General features: G+C 48.9%; 22 protein-coding genes. All 22 read right to left on the bottom strand.

Going from position 1 to position 14170, the window contains the following annotated elements; genetic code table 11:
* Window positions 1–428 precede the first annotated feature (428 nt).
* Entirely contained in the window at window positions 429–1079 is a 651-nt protein-coding gene (locus KNP86_RS14790; protein ID WP_034781671.1) for a KinB-signaling pathway activation protein, read from the bottom strand.
* Window positions 1080–1089: 10 nt separating this feature from the next.
* Window positions 1090–2121 carry an Mrp/NBP35 family ATP-binding protein gene (locus KNP86_RS14785; RefSeq protein WP_021066632.1) on the bottom strand — a complete coding sequence of 344 codons (1032 nt, stop codon included), beginning with the start codon at window positions 2119–2121 and terminating at the stop codon, window positions 1090–1092.
* Window positions 2122–2262: 141 nt separating this feature from the next.
* Entirely contained in the window at window positions 2263–2655 is a 393-nt protein-coding gene (gene rpsI / locus KNP86_RS14780) for a 30S ribosomal protein S9 (RefSeq protein ID WP_021066631.1), read from the bottom strand.
* A gap of 25 nt (window positions 2656–2680) precedes the next feature.
* The gene (rplM, locus tag KNP86_RS14775; RefSeq protein WP_034781675.1) at window positions 2681–3118 is read right to left on the bottom strand and encodes a 50S ribosomal protein L13; all 438 of its coding nucleotides are present in this window, start codon (window positions 3116–3118) and stop codon (window positions 2681–2683) included.
* Window positions 3119–3272: 154 nt separating this feature from the next.
* Window positions 3273–4013, bottom strand: coding sequence for a tRNA pseudouridine(38-40) synthase TruA (truA, locus tag KNP86_RS14770; protein WP_034781678.1), 741 nt, complete (start codon window positions 4011–4013; stop codon window positions 3273–3275).
* Window positions 4010–4801, bottom strand: coding sequence for an energy-coupling factor transporter transmembrane component T family protein (locus KNP86_RS14765; protein ID WP_034781681.1), 792 nt, complete (start codon window positions 4799–4801; stop codon window positions 4010–4012). Before KNP86_RS14765 ends, truA begins: the two co-directional genes overlap by 4 nt.
* Entirely contained in the window at window positions 4798–5676 is an 879-nt protein-coding gene (locus tag KNP86_RS14760; RefSeq protein WP_034781683.1) for an energy-coupling factor transporter ATPase, read from the bottom strand. The genes KNP86_RS14765 and KNP86_RS14760 overlap by 4 nt, the downstream gene beginning before the upstream one ends.
* Window positions 5652–6488, bottom strand: a complete 837-nt coding sequence (locus KNP86_RS14755; RefSeq protein ID WP_021066626.1) for an energy-coupling factor transporter ATPase — start codon at window positions 6486–6488, stop codon at window positions 5652–5654. Before KNP86_RS14755 ends, KNP86_RS14760 begins: the two co-directional genes overlap by 25 nt.
* Window positions 6489–6557: 69 nt before the next feature.
* Window positions 6558–6911, bottom strand: a complete 354-nt coding sequence (gene rplQ / locus KNP86_RS14750) for a 50S ribosomal protein L17 (RefSeq protein ID WP_012727650.1) — start codon at window positions 6909–6911, stop codon at window positions 6558–6560.
* Window positions 6912–6935: 24 nt separating this feature from the next.
* Window positions 6936–7880: a DNA-directed RNA polymerase subunit alpha gene (locus KNP86_RS14745; RefSeq protein ID WP_021066625.1), complete on the bottom strand. Its 945-nt coding sequence runs from the start codon at window positions 7878–7880 to the stop codon at window positions 6936–6938.
* Window positions 7881–7972: 92 nt separating this feature from the next.
* Window positions 7973–8368: a 30S ribosomal protein S11 gene (gene rpsK, locus KNP86_RS14740; protein ID WP_021066624.1), complete on the bottom strand. Its 396-nt coding sequence runs from the start codon at window positions 8366–8368 to the stop codon at window positions 7973–7975.
* Between the two features lie 16 nt (window positions 8369–8384).
* Window positions 8385–8750 (bottom strand): 30S ribosomal protein S13, encoded by a 366-nt coding sequence (rpsM, locus tag KNP86_RS14735; protein ID WP_024372197.1) that lies wholly within the window; start codon window positions 8748–8750, stop codon window positions 8385–8387.
* A 19-nt stretch (window positions 8751–8769) separates the two neighbouring features.
* Window positions 8770–8883 (bottom strand): 50S ribosomal protein L36, encoded by a 114-nt coding sequence (rpmJ, locus tag KNP86_RS14730; protein ID WP_003156543.1) that lies wholly within the window; start codon window positions 8881–8883, stop codon window positions 8770–8772.
* Between the two features lie 30 nt (window positions 8884–8913).
* Window positions 8914–9132, bottom strand: a complete 219-nt coding sequence (infA, locus tag KNP86_RS14725; RefSeq protein ID WP_021066622.1) for a translation initiation factor IF-1 — start codon at window positions 9130–9132, stop codon at window positions 8914–8916.
* Between the two features lie 105 nt (window positions 9133–9237).
* A complete protein-coding gene (map, locus tag KNP86_RS14720; RefSeq protein ID WP_034781687.1) occupies window positions 9238–9996 on the bottom strand; it encodes a type I methionyl aminopeptidase in 759 nt (252 codons plus the stop codon).
* Window positions 9993–10643, bottom strand: coding sequence for an adenylate kinase (locus KNP86_RS14715; RefSeq protein WP_029594431.1), 651 nt, complete (start codon window positions 10641–10643; stop codon window positions 9993–9995). Before KNP86_RS14715 ends, map begins: the two co-directional genes overlap by 4 nt.
* Before the next feature lie 78 nt (window positions 10644–10721).
* Window positions 10722–12011: a preprotein translocase subunit SecY gene (gene secY / locus KNP86_RS14710; protein ID WP_034781688.1), complete on the bottom strand. Its 1290-nt coding sequence runs from the start codon at window positions 12009–12011 to the stop codon at window positions 10722–10724.
* Window positions 12011–12451 carry a 50S ribosomal protein L15 gene (gene rplO, locus KNP86_RS14705; RefSeq protein WP_021066618.1) on the bottom strand — a complete coding sequence of 147 codons (441 nt, stop codon included), beginning with the start codon at window positions 12449–12451 and terminating at the stop codon, window positions 12011–12013. Before rplO ends, secY begins: the two co-directional genes overlap by 1 nt.
* A 31-nt stretch (window positions 12452–12482) precedes the next feature.
* Window positions 12483–12668, bottom strand: coding sequence for a 50S ribosomal protein L30 (gene rpmD / locus KNP86_RS14700; RefSeq protein WP_021066617.1), 186 nt, complete (start codon window positions 12666–12668; stop codon window positions 12483–12485).
* Window positions 12669–12683: 15 nt separating this feature from the next.
* On the bottom strand, window positions 12684–13184 hold the full coding sequence (gene rpsE / locus KNP86_RS14695; RefSeq protein ID WP_021066616.1) for a 30S ribosomal protein S5: 501 nt from the start codon (window positions 13182–13184) through the stop codon (window positions 12684–12686).
* A gap of 20 nt (window positions 13185–13204) precedes the next feature.
* Window positions 13205–13567, bottom strand: a complete 363-nt coding sequence (rplR, locus tag KNP86_RS14690; RefSeq protein ID WP_012727661.1) for a 50S ribosomal protein L18 — start codon at window positions 13565–13567, stop codon at window positions 13205–13207.
* 34 nt (window positions 13568–13601) lie between these two features.
* On the bottom strand, window positions 13602–14141 hold the full coding sequence (gene rplF / locus KNP86_RS14685) for a 50S ribosomal protein L6 (RefSeq protein ID WP_034781691.1): 540 nt from the start codon (window positions 14139–14141) through the stop codon (window positions 13602–13604).
* Window positions 14142–14170 lie beyond the last annotated feature (29 nt).

The raw sequence follows: 14170 nt of genomic DNA, 5'->3' as shown, positions 1-14170 counted from the left end.
CGTCCTGAGCCAGGATCAAACTCTCCAAAGAATTTGATATAGCTCTTTAAAAATGACGAAGCTTGCGCTTCATTCAAAAATTGTAAAACATTTTTGCCTCATCGTTCAGTTTTCAAAGACCAAGTGTCTGTCGTGTTAGCGACTTTTTAATAATAGCGATTTGTCTTTTGAAAGTCAACCGTTTTTTATTATTTTTTTCATCCGCTTTCTGTTGTTCAGATTTGAACAGCAGCGACGTTTATTAATATATCAGCGCCCCGCATTTTCGTCAACTGTTTTTCTAAAAAAACTTTATTTTCTTCGGGAATCTTTTTTCCAACGTTGAAAACCGACTTTCCTCACATAAAAACAACGTAGCGTCCTCCCACCTAGGGCGACGCTACGTTGTTGAAGAGTGTAACTATCGAGTGCTTCCGTTCCTATTGGTGTTAGGACGATTTAGAAGACACCCGTTTCTTAGATTTAGCTTTAGCCTGATTCTTCGTCGATGGTTTGGCATCCTCTGCTTGAGCAGGCGCTTGGAATCGATGTAGCATCAATACTTGATACGCGTTAGCAAATACGAGCGTCGCTAACGCTGGCCACAAGAGCGCAATCTCATCCGTCGCCTGAAGGGCTGGAATCCATTCGATCAATGTTATAACGATCATCAAGAAGAGCGTCGGGATGAACGCACTCGCGTTCGTCTGTTTCGCCTTACTCGTTGCGATAATCCATGAAACGATCACTAACACGACCATCTCCCCGATATACCGCCACATATGATCGTTACCAAAAGCGAGCATACGAAGGTAAACCGCATCAAATAGCGCGAAGGCGATTAACAGCACTTGTACACGATTCCATAGTCTTGGGCCACGGAACAAATCCAATCCGACCCGGTGGACAATCAAGTAGGCGAAGAAGCCCATCATGCTAATCCCGGTCCATGTGCTCGAGTAACTGAGTGCCGTCACGATTGCTTCCCACGATTGACTCACTAAATAGCCAGGATTGGCCAGCAAGTTCATAACGAACCCAAACAACGTCCCGAAGACGAGCGTCGTCCAAAATAACCTTAAAAATCCTTGTACCTTCATCTATAAACCATTACCCTTCTATCTGTTGAATGACCGCTTGCGCTAGTCCGTCGTATGTCTTCTCAAACGGATGCCCATCTCGGTAAACCGATGGTGCAAAGTCTTCTTCATTCTCATACGGCTGACCGAGCGGAATTTGCGCGAGCAATTTGCTCTTCAACGCTTCAGACAATTTTTCGCCGCCGCCATAGCCGAAGACGTACTCTTTCTCCCCTGTCACTTTACTTTCAAAATACGCCATGTTTTCGATGATACCAAGCACTTTGTGGTTTGTCTTGATGGCCATTGCCCCAGCACGCGCAGCGACAAAAGCAGCTGTTGCGTGTGGCGTCGTGACGATCAACTCTTGACATGCCGGGAGCATCGAATGAATATCGAGGGCGACATCACCCGTCCCTGGTGGCAAATCGAGGAGCAAGTAGTCTAGGTCGCCCCACTCCACATCGTTGAAGAAGTTATTAAGCATCTTCCCGAGCATTGGTCCACGCCAGATGACTGGAGCGTTATCTTCTACAAAGAAGCCCATCGAAATCACTTTCACGCCGAAACGCTCGACAGGAATGATTTTCTCGCCACGGACGACCGGCCGCTCTTCAATCCCGAGCATGTCAGGTACACTGAAGCCGTAAATATCCGCATCAATCAATCCGACCTTCTTCCCTGCCCGCGCTAGCGCGACTGCCAAGTTGACCGAGACTGTCGATTTCCCGACGCCACCTTTGCCCGAAGCAATCGCAATGAATGTCGTGCCAGCATTTTCACGGAGAATAGCAGGCTTCGTCGCTTCTTTCAAACTTTCGTCATTGAGCGCCTCGAAGCGAAGACCGACCGTCTTGAATCCTTTTCCTTTGAGCAACGTGACAATCTCTTGTTGAAGTTGGAGTTGCTCGCCGCTCCCGGTTTGACCGAGTGCCACTTTTACACTGACATAATCTTCTTTAATGCGAATATCCTTCACGCCAGCTGTATCTCCAAGCGTACGGTTGATTGTTGGATCGATCAACCCCGCCAATTCTTCACGAACTTGTTCTACTGTAAGCATGTGGTTTCCCCCTAATTTCTGTCTCGCTAACAGTATATCAAAAAAGCGTTTTCTTGAGGGAATGGAAACCAACAATTTCATGAGCAACAAAAAAACTCTCTACCCCGATGGGCAGAGAGTTTGAACCAAATTGTTCGAAGATTAACGCTTCGAGAATTGTGGTGCGCGACGTGCAGCTTTAAGACCGTATTTTTTACGTTCTTTCATGCGAGCGTCACGAGTCAAGAAGCCTTTTTCTTTGAGGCTTGGACGGAATTCTGGGTCCGCTTGAAGAAGCGCACGCGATACGCCGTGGCGAATTGCTCCAGCTTGTCCAGTGAATCCACCACCGTTAACGTTAACGATTACATCGTATTTACCTTCTGTTTCAGTCAATACGAGTGGTGATTTTGCCATCATGATCAAAGTCTCATGTCCGAAGTATTCTGAAATATCACGGCCATTTACAACAACTTTGCCGTCACCTGCAACGAGGTGAACGCGAGCCACCGAGTGTTTGCGGCGGCCTGTTCCGTAGTAACGTACATCTGCCATCGTTTAGTTCCTCCCTGTGTCCCGATTAACCGCGAAGTTCGTAAACTTCTGGTTTTTGTGCTGCGTGGTTGTGCTCAGCTCCAGCGTAAACGTGGAGTTTAGTGAATGATTGACGACCAAGTGATCCTTTTGGAAGCATCCCTTTGATTGCGAGTTCAAGCATACGCTCTGGGCGTTTTGCGAGAAGCTCTTTTGCAGTTTGTGATTTCAAACCGCCTGGATGACCTGAATGACGGTAGTAAATCTTGTCGTTCATTTTGTTACCAGTCAAGTGGATTTTCTCAGCGTTGATGATGATGACGTGGTCTCCGCAATCAACGTTTGGTGTGAAAGTCGGCTTGTGCTTACCGCGAAGAAGTGATGCTACTTCACTAGTCAAACGACCAAGTGTTTTGCCTTCTGCGTCGATAAGGAGCCATTTGCGTTCTACTTCAGATGCTTTTGCCATGAATGTCGTGCGCATGTGGAATACCTCCTAAAATGTCTGTTTGCTTAATTTTTTTAGTGCTTGTTTGATGCTTTATCATAATCCTAGTTTACGGGGCTAAGATTGTGGTTCATCTCTCAATGTGAAAATGAAATGCCAATGAATATAATACGATTTTATAGGGGGAATGTCAATCTACTTTTTCATAATTCACATTCCACAAGTATAGACCGTGCGGTGGGGCTGTAATCCCAGCGCTACGCCGGTCTTTTGAGGCGAGCATCCGGCTCACGTCTGCCGGCTCATATTTCCCACGCCCGACCTCTAACAACGTCCCTACCATAATACGGACTTGGTTATAAAGAAAGCCCGAGCCGACGAAACGAATATACATCTCATCGCCCGCTTCGACGAGCTCCGCTTCATAGATTGTGCGGACACGATCCTCTACCTCAGCCTTCGTCACTGAAAAGGAGGTGAAGTCGTGAGTCCCGACGAGCATGCGTAGCGCCTGTCGGATCCGCTCATGGTCGAGCGTGTACGTGACCGTTACAGCATGGTGGCGCCGGAACGGGTCCGCGTCGCTTCGGAAGAAATAGCGATACTCTTTCCGTTTTGCCCCGTAACGCGCGTGAAACGACGTATCGACCTCTTCGGCGGACCGGACAAGAATATCATCGGGCAACATTGCATTCAGCGCTTTGACGAACCGGTCGGCTGGCATAGCGAGGTGCGTATCGAAGTGTAGCACTTGCCCCCGAGCATGCACACGGGCGTCCGTACGACCCGAGGCCACTACTTTGACGGTCTGACTATGCATCCGCGCCAGCACACCCTCTACTTCGGCTTGAACCGTATTTCCGTTCGGTTGGACCTGATAACCGGCATAGTTCGTTCCATCATACGCAATCGTCAATTTAATTCGCTTCATCCTATCCCTCGCAATCCAATCAAGATGAGTGTGATGACCACGAAGATGATGAGTAACACCGTGTCACGACGGTGCCACGTCATCTCACGCAAGCGCGTCCTTCCTTCACCCCCACGGTACCCGCGGGCCTCCATTGCCGTAGCGAGGTCCTCAGCACGTTTAAACGCCGACACAAACAATGGGATCATGAGCGGGACGACTGCCTTCAAGCGATCCTTGAGCGGACCGCTCTTCAAATCGACGCCTCGCGCCTGCTGAGCCTTCATGATACGATCGGTCTCGTCGGCCAAGGTCGGAAGGAACCGGAGCGAGATCGACAGCATGAGGGCGATCTCATGGGCAGGCACTCGAAATCGTTCGAGGGGGCGGAGCCCTGCTTCAATCGAATCGGTCAATTCCATCGGTGTTGTCGTCAGTGTGACGAGTGTCGTCAACATGACGAGATAGAAGAAACGGAGCGAGACGATCAAGCCCATCCGGACGCCTTCCGAATAAATCGCGAACGGACCGAATGCAATCAACTCCGTCCCGTCCCGATTAAAGAACAGTTGCAACAACAGTGTAAAAATGATGAGGAATAAAATCATCTTTAATCCATTCCATAAATACCGCCATGACAATTGAGACAGTCTCACGGCGAACAAGGTAAAGCCGAGCAAGAACACGTTCGTCCATAAGTTATCAGCCAAAAAGACGATTGGAATGAAGCCGAGGATGAACAACGTCTTGGCTCGCGCATCAAGTGTATGGAGCCATGAATGTCCGGGAATGTACTGTCCGATGATCATGTCGCTCTCCCCTTTCTCAATTCGAGCGCGATCCAGTCCGCCAATTCGCCTTCGGTCCGTAAGGCCGGTGTCGCGACACCGAACGCAGGGGCAAGCTCACTCGCGAAACGAAGCACATGTGGGATTTCAAGCTGGAGCCCTTTGACAAGCGCCTCATCTTTGAACAAGTCAAATGGATTCCCATCAAAGGCGACCTCGCCCCGTTCCATGACGACGACTCGTTCTGCGTACGCTAACACGTCGTCCATATCGTGCGAAACGAGAATGAGCGTCAAATCGAGTTCTTGTTTTAAGCGTTTGAATAGTGCCAGCATCTCACGACGGCCGAGCGGGTCGAGTCCAGCCGTCGGCTCATCTACGACGAGAACGTCAGGTCGACTAGCGAGCACGCCGGCAATGGCGACGCGACGCATCTGTCCGCCCGAGAGATCGAACGGGGAACGGCCCCATAACGTTTCATCCAGGCCGACGAGGCGTAACGCAGCATGAGCCCGCTCTTTCGCTTCGTCTTCAGACGCCCCAAAGTTTCGTGGACCAAACATGACGTCGCGTTCGACCGTCTCTTCAAATAGTTGATGCTCCGGATATTGAAAGACGAGCCCAACGCGGCGCCGAAGCGGTAGCAGGCTTTGCTTTTTGTCGCGACGCTTCGTAATCGCACGGACTTCGATGTCATCGACGACGACACGCCCTTTTGTTGGTCGCAGCAGTCCGTTCATATGTTGAACGAGCGTTGACTTGCCTGACCCAGTATGGCCAAGAAACGCAACAAGCGCCCCCGACGGAATCATTACATTCACATCGCGCAGCGCGGTTCGTTCAAACGGAGTATTCAATTGATATTGGTAAGTCACTTCTTCAATGCTAATCGGCATAGATGGTTCACCAACTCCGAATGTTGTAGCATCAGACGATCGAGTGGTATGCCCCGTTCCTTCAGTTCGAGTTGCATCCGGACAATAAACGGTACGTCGAGCTGAATGGCTCGTAACGCCTCCGGATTTTGAAACACGTCTTCGGGTGTACCGGTCATCGCAATCTTGCCTTTTGACAATGCAATGATACGGTCGGCAAACAACACTTCGTCGAGCTCGTGGGTAATGGCGACAACGGTCATCCCTTCTGAGACGAGCTGTTGTACCGTTTCAATCACCTCTTTGCGCCCAATCGGGTCGAGCATTGAGGTAGCTTCATCGAGCACGAGGACATGCGGGCGCATTGCGAGTGCCGAAGCAATCGCAACGCGCTGCTTTTGTCCACCGGATAACTGATGCGGTTCACGGTCCGCTAGTTCCGATAATCCAACGCGCGCTAGACTGTCATCAATTCGACGAACCATTTCTTGACGTGGAAGTCCCATGTTTTCGAGAGAAAATGCCACATCATCGCGCACGGTCGCCCCGACAAACTGGTTGTCAGGATTTTGGAAGACGACACCGATCCGTTTCCGAACGTCCCACACGTCTGTGGCGTCCGTTGGATCGAGTGTCTCAACCCGGACTTCTCCTTCTTGAGGAAGCAAAAGCCCATTCCACAACTTCGTCAAAGTCGACTTGCCAGAACCGTTATGGCCAACGATAGCGAGCCATTCCCCTTTGTATACGTCGAGTGACAGCCCGTTTAAGGCTGGCTCGGTTTGTCCCGGGTAACGAAACACGATATCGCGTACCATAATTTGAGATTCCATCTGCCGACTCCTTTCCGATGTGGAAACAGGGCAATACGTCACCGCATGCCCTGTTGACTGCCTAATGAATTAGACGAGTTCGATGATTACGACTTCTGCACCGTCACCGCGGCGTGGGCCGACTTTCATGATGCGTGTGTATCCACCTTGACGTTCAGCGTAGCGTGGTGCCACGTCTTCGAACAATTTTTGGATTGCGTCTTTTTCTCCAGCGTTCTCTTTACGAACGAATGAAGCTACTTGACGACGGGCATGAAGATCGCCACGTTTCCCAAGAGTGATCAATTTTTCAACGACTGGGCGAAGTTCCTTCGCTTTTTGTTCAGTTGTTTGAATGCGCTCGTTGATAATAAGGTCAGTTGCAAGATCACGTAAAAGTGCCTTACGTTGTGAGCTTGTACGGCCGAGTTTCGAATAAGCCATTACATTTCCCTCCTTCGGTTGAACTTAGTCTTCTTTACGCAAGCCCAAACCGAGCTCGTCCAACTTGAGTTGAACTTCTTCGAGTGATTTACGTCCGAGGTTACGAACTTTCATCATCTCTTCCTCTGATTTGTTTGCGAGTTCTTGAACAGTGTTGATGCCCGCGCGCTTCAAGCAGTTGTACGAACGAACTGAGAGATCGAGTTCTTCGATCGTCATTTCGAGTACTTTTTCTTTTTGGTCTTCTTCTTTCTCGACCATAATTTCTGCATTGAGAGCCTCATCAGTCAAGCCAACAAAGATGTTCAAGTGTTCTGTCAAAATTTTCGCCCCGAGCGATACCGCTTCTTCCGGACGGATTGAACCATCTGTCCACACGTCTAATAGAAGCTTATCGAAGCTAGCATCTTGACCGACACGTGTTTTATCTACTTCGTAGTTCACGCGTTGAATCGGTGTGTAGATCGAATCGATTGGAATAACGCCAATCGGCATATCATCACGTTTGTTATCTTCTGCCTGGACGTAACCACGACCACGGCGAGCAGTCAAACGCATGCGAAGCGTCGCGTTGTCAGCGAGAGTCGCGATGTGGAGCTCAGGATTCAAGATTTCAACGTCGCTATCATGGGTAATGTCTGCCGCAGTGACAGCACCGGCACTTGAAACGTTAATCTCAAGCGTTTTCTCTTCGTCCGAGTACACTTTGAGAGCCAACTTCTTGAGGTTTAATACGATTTGCGTGACGTCTTCGACGACTCCGTCAATCGTAGAGAACTCATGAAGAACGCCATCGATTTGAACCGCTGTTACCGCTGCACCAGGGAGCGATGACAAAAGAATTCGACGTAGTGAGTTGCCGAGAGTAGTGCCATATCCACGTTCAAGCGGTTCCACCACGAATTTACCAAACGTAGCATCCTCGCTGATTTCGACCGTTTCGATCTTTGGTTTTTCAATCTCGATCATCTGAACCCCTCCTTGAGTGTATCCTGCCATGCAGCGCGAGCTGCATTGTATATGCTGTTTGTGCTAGGTAAGCCCTTCACACGCACAAGCGATTATACGCGGCGACGTTTTGGAGGGCGGCAACCGTTGTGCGGAACTGGTGTTACGTCACGGATTGCAGTTACTTCAAGACCAGTAGCTTGGAGGGCACGGATAGCCGCTTCACGTCCAGCACCAGGACCTTTAACGTTAACTTCTACTGTACGCATACCGTTGTCCATTGCAACTTTCGCTGCAGTTTCAGCAGCCAATTGTGCTGCGAACGGAGTCGATTTACGTGATCCTTTAAATCCAAGGTTACCAGAAGTAGCCCATGAGATCGCGTTACCTTGCGTGTCAGTGATTGTAATGATTGTGTTGTTGAATGTAGAGCGGATGTGTACCACACCGACTTCAACATGTTTTTTGACTTTACGTTTTGAACGTACATTTTGCTTACGTTTCGCCATTGTTCAATTCCCTCCTTTACTTCTTCTTGTTCGCTACTGTACGGCGTGGGCCTTTACGAGTACGCGAGTTGTTCTTCGTGTTTTGTCCGCGAACAGGGAGACTACGACGGTGACGAACACCGCGATATGCGCCGATCTCGATCAAACGTTTAATGTTGAGTGAAACTTCACGGCGAAGGTCACCTTCAACTTTAATTCCGTCAATTGCTTCACGGATACGGTTGATTTCGTCTTCTGTAAGATCACGTGTGCGTGAATCTTCAGATACGTTTGCAGCCTTCAAAATTTCTTGTGCTCTTGTTTTACCAATACCAAAGATGTATGTGAGCGAAATAACGATACGTTTTTCGCGTGGAATATCTACACCAGCAATACGTGCCATGTGTGCACCTCCTCTTAGATTAACCTTGTTTTTGTTTGTGTTTCGGGTTTTCGCAAATTACCATTACTTTACCCTTACGACGAATAACTTTACATTTTTCGCAGATCGGTTTTACCGACGGTCTTACTTTCATGATTATACCCTCCTCCTGGAAAAATCGGAGTTACTTGTAACGGTACGTAATCCGCCCGCGAGTCAAGTCGTACGGAGACAACTCGACAGTTACGCGGTCACCTGGAAGGATTCGAATGTAGTGCATCCGAATTTTCCCTGAGACGTGCGCGAGCACCGTGTGGCCGTTTTCTAACTCCACTTTAAACATTGCGTTTGGAAGTGGTTCGACAACAGTGCCTTCCACTTCAATGACATCTTGTTTCGCCATCATTTATTCCCCTTTCTATATGAAGATATTTAGGAGCACAGACGATCTATCGCATTGTACTGTGAGAGAAGGATCCGTAACGGATCAGCACGAAGCAATAGAGCCTCATTCACCGGAATCGAGTTTCGTTAAAATCTCGTATCCATCGTCTGTGATGGCGATGGTGTGCTCAAAGTGGGCGCACATGCTACCGTCCACTGTCACAACTGTCCAGTTGTCAGCCAGTGTCCGAACATAGCGTTGACCAGCGTTGACCATTGGTTCAATGGCTAACGTCATTCCAGTCTTCAGGCGCGGCCCTTTCCCCGGTGGACCATAGTGCGGAATTTGCGGTTCTTCATGCAAATTTTGTCCGACACCATGACCGACGTATTCGCGGACGACAGAGAAATCATGAGATTCCACATACGCTTGAATCGCATGCGAAATGTCTGTCAAACGCTGTCCAGCCTTAGCGTGCTCCAATCCTTTATACAGACTTTCTTCAGTCACGTCAAGTAACTGCTGTGTCTCTTCCGAGATTGTTCCCACTGGATACGTCCAAGCGGAATCTCCATGGTATCCGTTATAGTAGGCACCGATGTCGATCGAGATGATATCCCCATCGTTCAATACCCGTTTTCCGGGAATCCCATGAACAAGCTCTTCGTTCACTGAAGCACAAACGCTACCGGTAAACCCGTTATAGCCTTTGAACGACGGTGTCGCACCTTGGCTGCGAATGTATTCTTCCGCGATCCGGTCGAGCTCAAGCGTCGTAATACCTGGTTTGATGTGCTCTTTGAGCACCTGGTGTGTTCGAGCAACAATTTGCCCAGCCTCACGCATAATCGCTATTTCACGAGGCGTCTTCGTGATGATCATTCAGTACCACCGAGTAACGCTTTGACATCGGCGTATACGACATCGATTGGACGATCTCCATCCAATGTACGAAGATACCCTTTTTCAGCGTAAAAGTCAATGAGTGGTTTCGATTGCTCGATGTTGACGTCAAGGCGACGGCGGACCGTTTCCTCTTTATCGTCTTCACGTTGCATGAGAGCCGACCCATCCACATCACAGATGCCTTCCACTTTAGGTGGGTTGAAGATCACGTGATATGTCGCACCACACGTCGGGCAGATCCAACGACCTGTCAAACGCGGGACGAGAATTTCCGCATCCACATCGATATTCACGACATGGTCAATCTGTTTTCCCAAATCTTTAAGCAAACTTTCGAGTGCCTCTGCTTGAGCAACAGTACGCGGGAATCCATCGAGCAGGAAGCCGTTTTTCGTATCATCTTGACTCAAGCGTTCGCGTACGATTCCGATTGTTACCTCATCCGGTACGAGTTCGCCTTTATCCATGAACGATTTTGCTTCTTTGCCGAGTGGCGTTCCGCCTTTGATTGCCGCACGAAACATGTCGCCTGTCGAAATGTGTGGGATTTGGTACTCTTCAACGATTTTAGCCGCTTGAGTCCCTTTCCCTGCACCCGGTAAGCCCATGAGTACTAGATTCATCTCAGTTAGCCTCCAGTTTTGATTTTCACAACACGTCGTAAACACGACAGGAAGGAAGGGTGTACCCTTCCTTCCGCTTTAACGGATAAAGCCTTTGTAGTGTCGTTTTACGAGTTGACTCTCGATTTGTTTCATCGTTTCGAGGGCTACCCCGATGACAATCAACAAGCTCGTTCCTCCGATTTGCACCGAAGTTGGGAGACCGGCAAGCTTAATGAAGATTGTCGGCATGATCGCTACGAGCGATAAGAAAATCGCTCCGAAGAAAGTCAATCGATAAAGCAACTTCGTGATGTACTGTTCTGTTTGCGCCCCAGGACGAATCCCAGGAATATAGCCACCTTGCTTCTGCAGGTTTTCTGCCATCTGTTCAGGGTTTACCTGAATGAATGTATAGAAGTAAGCGAACGCGATGATGAGCGCTACGTAGATCGACATTCCGATTGGAGACGTCGTATCGAAGTAAGTCTGCAACTTCTGCGTCGTTTCCGGAGAAGCAATGAAGCTTGCAACAGTTGGTGGTGTCACCATGAAGGAAATCGCGAAGATGACCGGGATGACACCGGCAGCGTTTAGTTTGATTGGCAAATGCGTTGACTGTCCGCCCACAGGGGTACGGTTCGCCGTGCGTTTTGCGTATTGAATCGGAATTTTGCGAGCGGCCTGTTGAACATAAATGATCCCCATGGTCACTGCAAGAATGACGAGCAATAGCACAACCAAGTAAACGATGTTAATGAATAACGCGTCTCCAGCATTTTGGAGCTTCGTTTCATAAATCTGCGTAAAGATTCTTGGGAACCCAGCGACGATACCGGCGAAGATAATGATGGAAATACCATTCCCAACACCTTTCTCCGTCGTCATCTCACCAAGGAACATCAAGAACGCCGTACCTGCAGTCAGCACGATCGCGATCACGAAATAGGTTGCCGTGCCCCACGTCTCGTTGACGAGACCTGGATAGAGGCGGTTAAACCCGAACGACAATGACGTCGCTTGGATAAACCCTAACATGATCGTCCCATAGCGCGTGACCGTCGCTAGCTTTTTACGCCCAGACTCGCCTTGTTTTGCCCATTCGGCAAACTTCGGAACGACGTCCATTTGTAAGAGCTGCACAACGATCGATGCCGTGATGTACGGCATGATCCCCATTGCGAACAGGGAGAAGTTCTGTAAAGCATTTCCTCCAAACAAGTTCAAGAAGTCTAAAAGACCACCTGAGTCAAAACGCAACACATCCGTATTCACCATCGGCACCGGGATATGGGCCCCGATGCGGAAAATGATGATGATTGCGAGTGTGAAGAGAATACGCTGTCGAATATCTTTCACGCGCCACATATTGGAGATCGTCTGAAACATCAGATCACCTCAACTGAACCGCCAGCTGCTTCGATCGCTTCTTTCGCTGCACCCGAGAATTTGTTGGCTTTTACAGTCAATTTTGTTTCAAGCTTGCCGTTAGCAAGTACTTTGATTCCGTCTTTAGCAGAGCTGACAACACCAGTCTCAATTAAGAGTTCTGGAGTAACTTCAGTACCTGCCTCGAAACGGTTAAGCGTGTCTAGGGAAACAACTGCATACTCTTTACGAGTAGGGTTGTTGAAACCGCGTTTTGGAAGACGACGGTAAAGTGGGTTTTGCCCACCTTCGAATCCTGGACGAACGCCACCGCCCGAACGAGCTTTTTGACCTTTATGTCCACGGCCAGAAGTTTTACCGTTACCAGTCGCCATACCGCGACCGACACGGTTGCGTTCGTGACGCGAACCTGGAGTTGGCTTCAATTCATGGAGTTTCATAGTGGCACCTCCTTATTTAGTAAGATCTTTATTATTCGTTGATTTCGTTTACAGTCACAAGGTGCGACACTTTTTTGATCATACCGCGCATCGCTACGTTGTCAGGGACAACGACAGTCTGATGCATTTTACGAAGACCAAGTGTACGTACTGTTACACGCTGATCTTCCGGACGACCAATAGTGCTGCGTGTGAGGGTGATTGCGAGTTTCGCCATGTCTAATTCCCTCCCTTATTTAAGAAGTTCTTCTACGCTTTTACCGCGTAGTTTAGCAACTTCCTCTGCTTTTTTAAGCTCTGTCAAGCCTTTAACCGTCGCACGGACGATGTTGATTGGTGTGTTAGATCCAAGCGATTTCGAAAGGATGTCACCTACACCTGCGAGTTCGAGCACTGCACGAACTGGACCACCAGCGATAACCCCAGTACCTTCAGAAGCTGGTTTCATGAATACACGACCTGCTCCGAATACTCCTGTGATTTCGTGTGGAATTGTTGTACCGACCATCGGTACTTGAACCATGTTTTTCTTAGCGGCTTCAATAGCCTTGCGGATCGCTTCTGGCACCTCTTGTGCCTTACCTGTACCGAAACCGACGTGACCATTTTTGTCACCTACGACGACGAGAGCGGCGAAACGGAAGCGACGGCCACCTTTCACGACTTTCGCGACGCGGTTTACGGTAACAACGCGTTCTTCAAGTTGTTCCATGTTAACGTCTAACTGGCGCATCGAGTGTCCCCTCCTTTTTGTTAGAATTTAAGACCTGCTTCACGAGCTGCTTCAGCAACAGCTTTGACGCGGCCATGATAGAGGTATCCACCACGGTCGAACACAACAGTGTCGATACCTTTCTCGAGTGCACGTTCAGCTGCAAGTTTACCAACAGCTTTCGCTGCTTCAACGTTGCCGCCGTTTGTAAGATCGAGAGCTTTATCTTTCGAAGATGCTGACACAAGCGTTGTTTGTGCTGCATCATCGATGAGTTGAACGTAGATGTGCTTGCTCGAGCGGAATACGTTCAAACGTGGACGAGCTGCTGTCCCTGTGATCGTACGACGTACACGAGCATGACGTTTCTTACGAACTGCATTTTTGTCTGCTTTTGTGATCATTTATGCCACTCCTTTCCGTTCATTTCGTGACGAATTACTTACCAGTCTTACCTTCTTTACGGCGAATACGTTCATCAGAGTAACGAACACCTTTACCTTTGTAAGGTTCTGGAGCACGGTACGAGCGGATTTGAGCTGCAACGTGACCGACGCGCTCTTTGTTAATCCCTTTAACGACGATTTGCGTGTTTGAAGGAACTTCGATCTCAATACCTTCTTCAGCAACGTACTCGATTGGGTGCGAGTAACCGAGGCTGAGGACGAGTTTGTTACCTTGCTTAGCTGCACGGTAACCAACCCCTGAGATCTCAAGTGTTTTCTGGAATCCGTTAGACACACCTTCCACCATGTTGGCGATAAGGGCACGTGTCGTCCCGTGGATCGTACGGTTCTCTTTCGAGTCATCCGGACGAACGACGTTCAATTCGTTCTCTTCAACTTTGATTTCCAAGGCTGGGTTAGCTGAAAGCGAAAGTTCACCTTTAGCACCTTTTACTGTGACCGTGTTGTCTTCTGCAACCGTGACAGTAACGCCAGCTGGAATCGTAACTGGTTTTTTACCAATACGTGACATTGATTACACCTCCGTTCTTGTTAGAAAAG

Origin of the sequence: Exiguobacterium sp. s16, from assembly GCF_018618115.1 — a bacterium.
Lineage (GTDB): Bacteria > Bacillota > Bacilli > Exiguobacteriales > Exiguobacteriaceae > Exiguobacterium > Exiguobacterium mexicanum_A.
Note: the sequence above shows the minus strand (reverse complement) of the source record. Positions and strands in the feature narration are given on the sequence as shown.

Excerpts from the sequence above, each read along its gene's own strand:
- rpsI (WP_021066631.1), bottom strand. The coding sequence starts at position 2,655 with ATGGCAGATGTACGTTACTACGGAACAGGCCGCCGCAAACACTCGGTG.
- KNP86_RS14790 (WP_034781671.1), bottom strand. The coding sequence starts at position 1,079 with ATGAAGGTACAAGGATTTTTAAGGTTATTTTGGACGACGCTCGTCTTC.
- infA (WP_021066622.1), bottom strand. The coding sequence starts at position 9,132 with ATGGCGAAACAAGATGTCATTGAAGTGGAAGGCACTGTTGTCGAACCA.
- rpmJ (WP_003156543.1), bottom strand. The coding sequence starts at position 8,883 with ATGAAAGTAAGACCGTCGGTAAAACCGATCTGCGAAAAATGTAAAGTT.
- KNP86_RS14785 (WP_021066632.1), bottom strand. The coding sequence starts at position 2,121 with ATGCTTACAGTAGAACAAGTTCGTGAAGAATTGGCGGGGTTGATCGAT.
- rpmD (WP_021066617.1), bottom strand. The coding sequence starts at position 12,668 with ATGGCGAAACTCGCAATCACCCTCACACGCAGCACTATTGGTCGTCCG.
- KNP86_RS14715 (WP_029594431.1), bottom strand. The coding sequence starts at position 10,643 with ATGAATCTAGTACTCATGGGCTTACCGGGTGCAGGGAAAGGGACTCAA.
- truA (WP_034781678.1), bottom strand. The coding sequence starts at position 4,013 with ATGAAGCGAATTAAATTGACGATTGCGTATGATGGAACGAACTATGCC.
- rplM (WP_034781675.1), bottom strand. The coding sequence starts at position 3,118 with ATGCGCACGACATTCATGGCAAAAGCATCTGAAGTAGAACGCAAATGG.
- KNP86_RS14765 (WP_034781681.1), bottom strand. The coding sequence starts at position 4,801 with ATGATCATCGGACAGTACATTCCCGGACATTCATGGCTCCATACACTT.
- rpsM (WP_024372197.1), bottom strand. The coding sequence starts at position 8,750 with ATGGCACGTATTGCTGGTGTAGATATTCCACGCGAAAAACGTATCGTT.
- rplF (WP_034781691.1), bottom strand. The coding sequence starts at position 14,141 with ATGTCACGTATTGGTAAAAAACCAGTTACGATTCCAGCTGGCGTTACT.
- rplR (WP_012727661.1), bottom strand. The coding sequence starts at position 13,567 with ATGATCACAAAAGCAGACAAAAATGCAGTTCGTAAGAAACGTCATGCT.
- secY (WP_034781688.1), bottom strand. The coding sequence starts at position 12,011 with ATGTTTCAGACGATCTCCAATATGTGGCGCGTGAAAGATATTCGACAG.
- rplO (WP_021066618.1), bottom strand. The coding sequence starts at position 12,451 with ATGAAACTCCATGAATTGAAGCCAACTCCAGGTTCGCGTCACGAACGC.
- map (WP_034781687.1), bottom strand. The coding sequence starts at position 9,996 with ATGATCATCACGAAGACGCCTCGTGAAATAGCGATTATGCGTGAGGCT.
- rplQ (WP_012727650.1), bottom strand. The coding sequence starts at position 6,911 with ATGGCTTATTCGAAACTCGGCCGTACAAGCTCACAACGTAAGGCACTT.
- KNP86_RS14755 (WP_021066626.1), bottom strand. The coding sequence starts at position 6,488 with ATGGAATCTCAAATTATGGTACGCGATATCGTGTTTCGTTACCCGGGA.
- KNP86_RS14745 (WP_021066625.1), bottom strand. The coding sequence starts at position 7,880 with ATGATCGAGATTGAAAAACCAAAGATCGAAACGGTCGAAATCAGCGAG.
- rpsK (WP_021066624.1), bottom strand. The coding sequence starts at position 8,368 with ATGGCGAAACGTAAGCAAAATGTACGTTCAAAACGTAAAGTCAAAAAA.
- KNP86_RS14760 (WP_034781683.1), bottom strand. The coding sequence starts at position 5,676 with ATGCCGATTAGCATTGAAGAAGTGACTTACCAATATCAATTGAATACT.
- rpsE (WP_021066616.1), bottom strand. The coding sequence starts at position 13,184 with ATGCGCCAGTTAGACGTTAACATGGAACAACTTGAAGAACGCGTTGTT.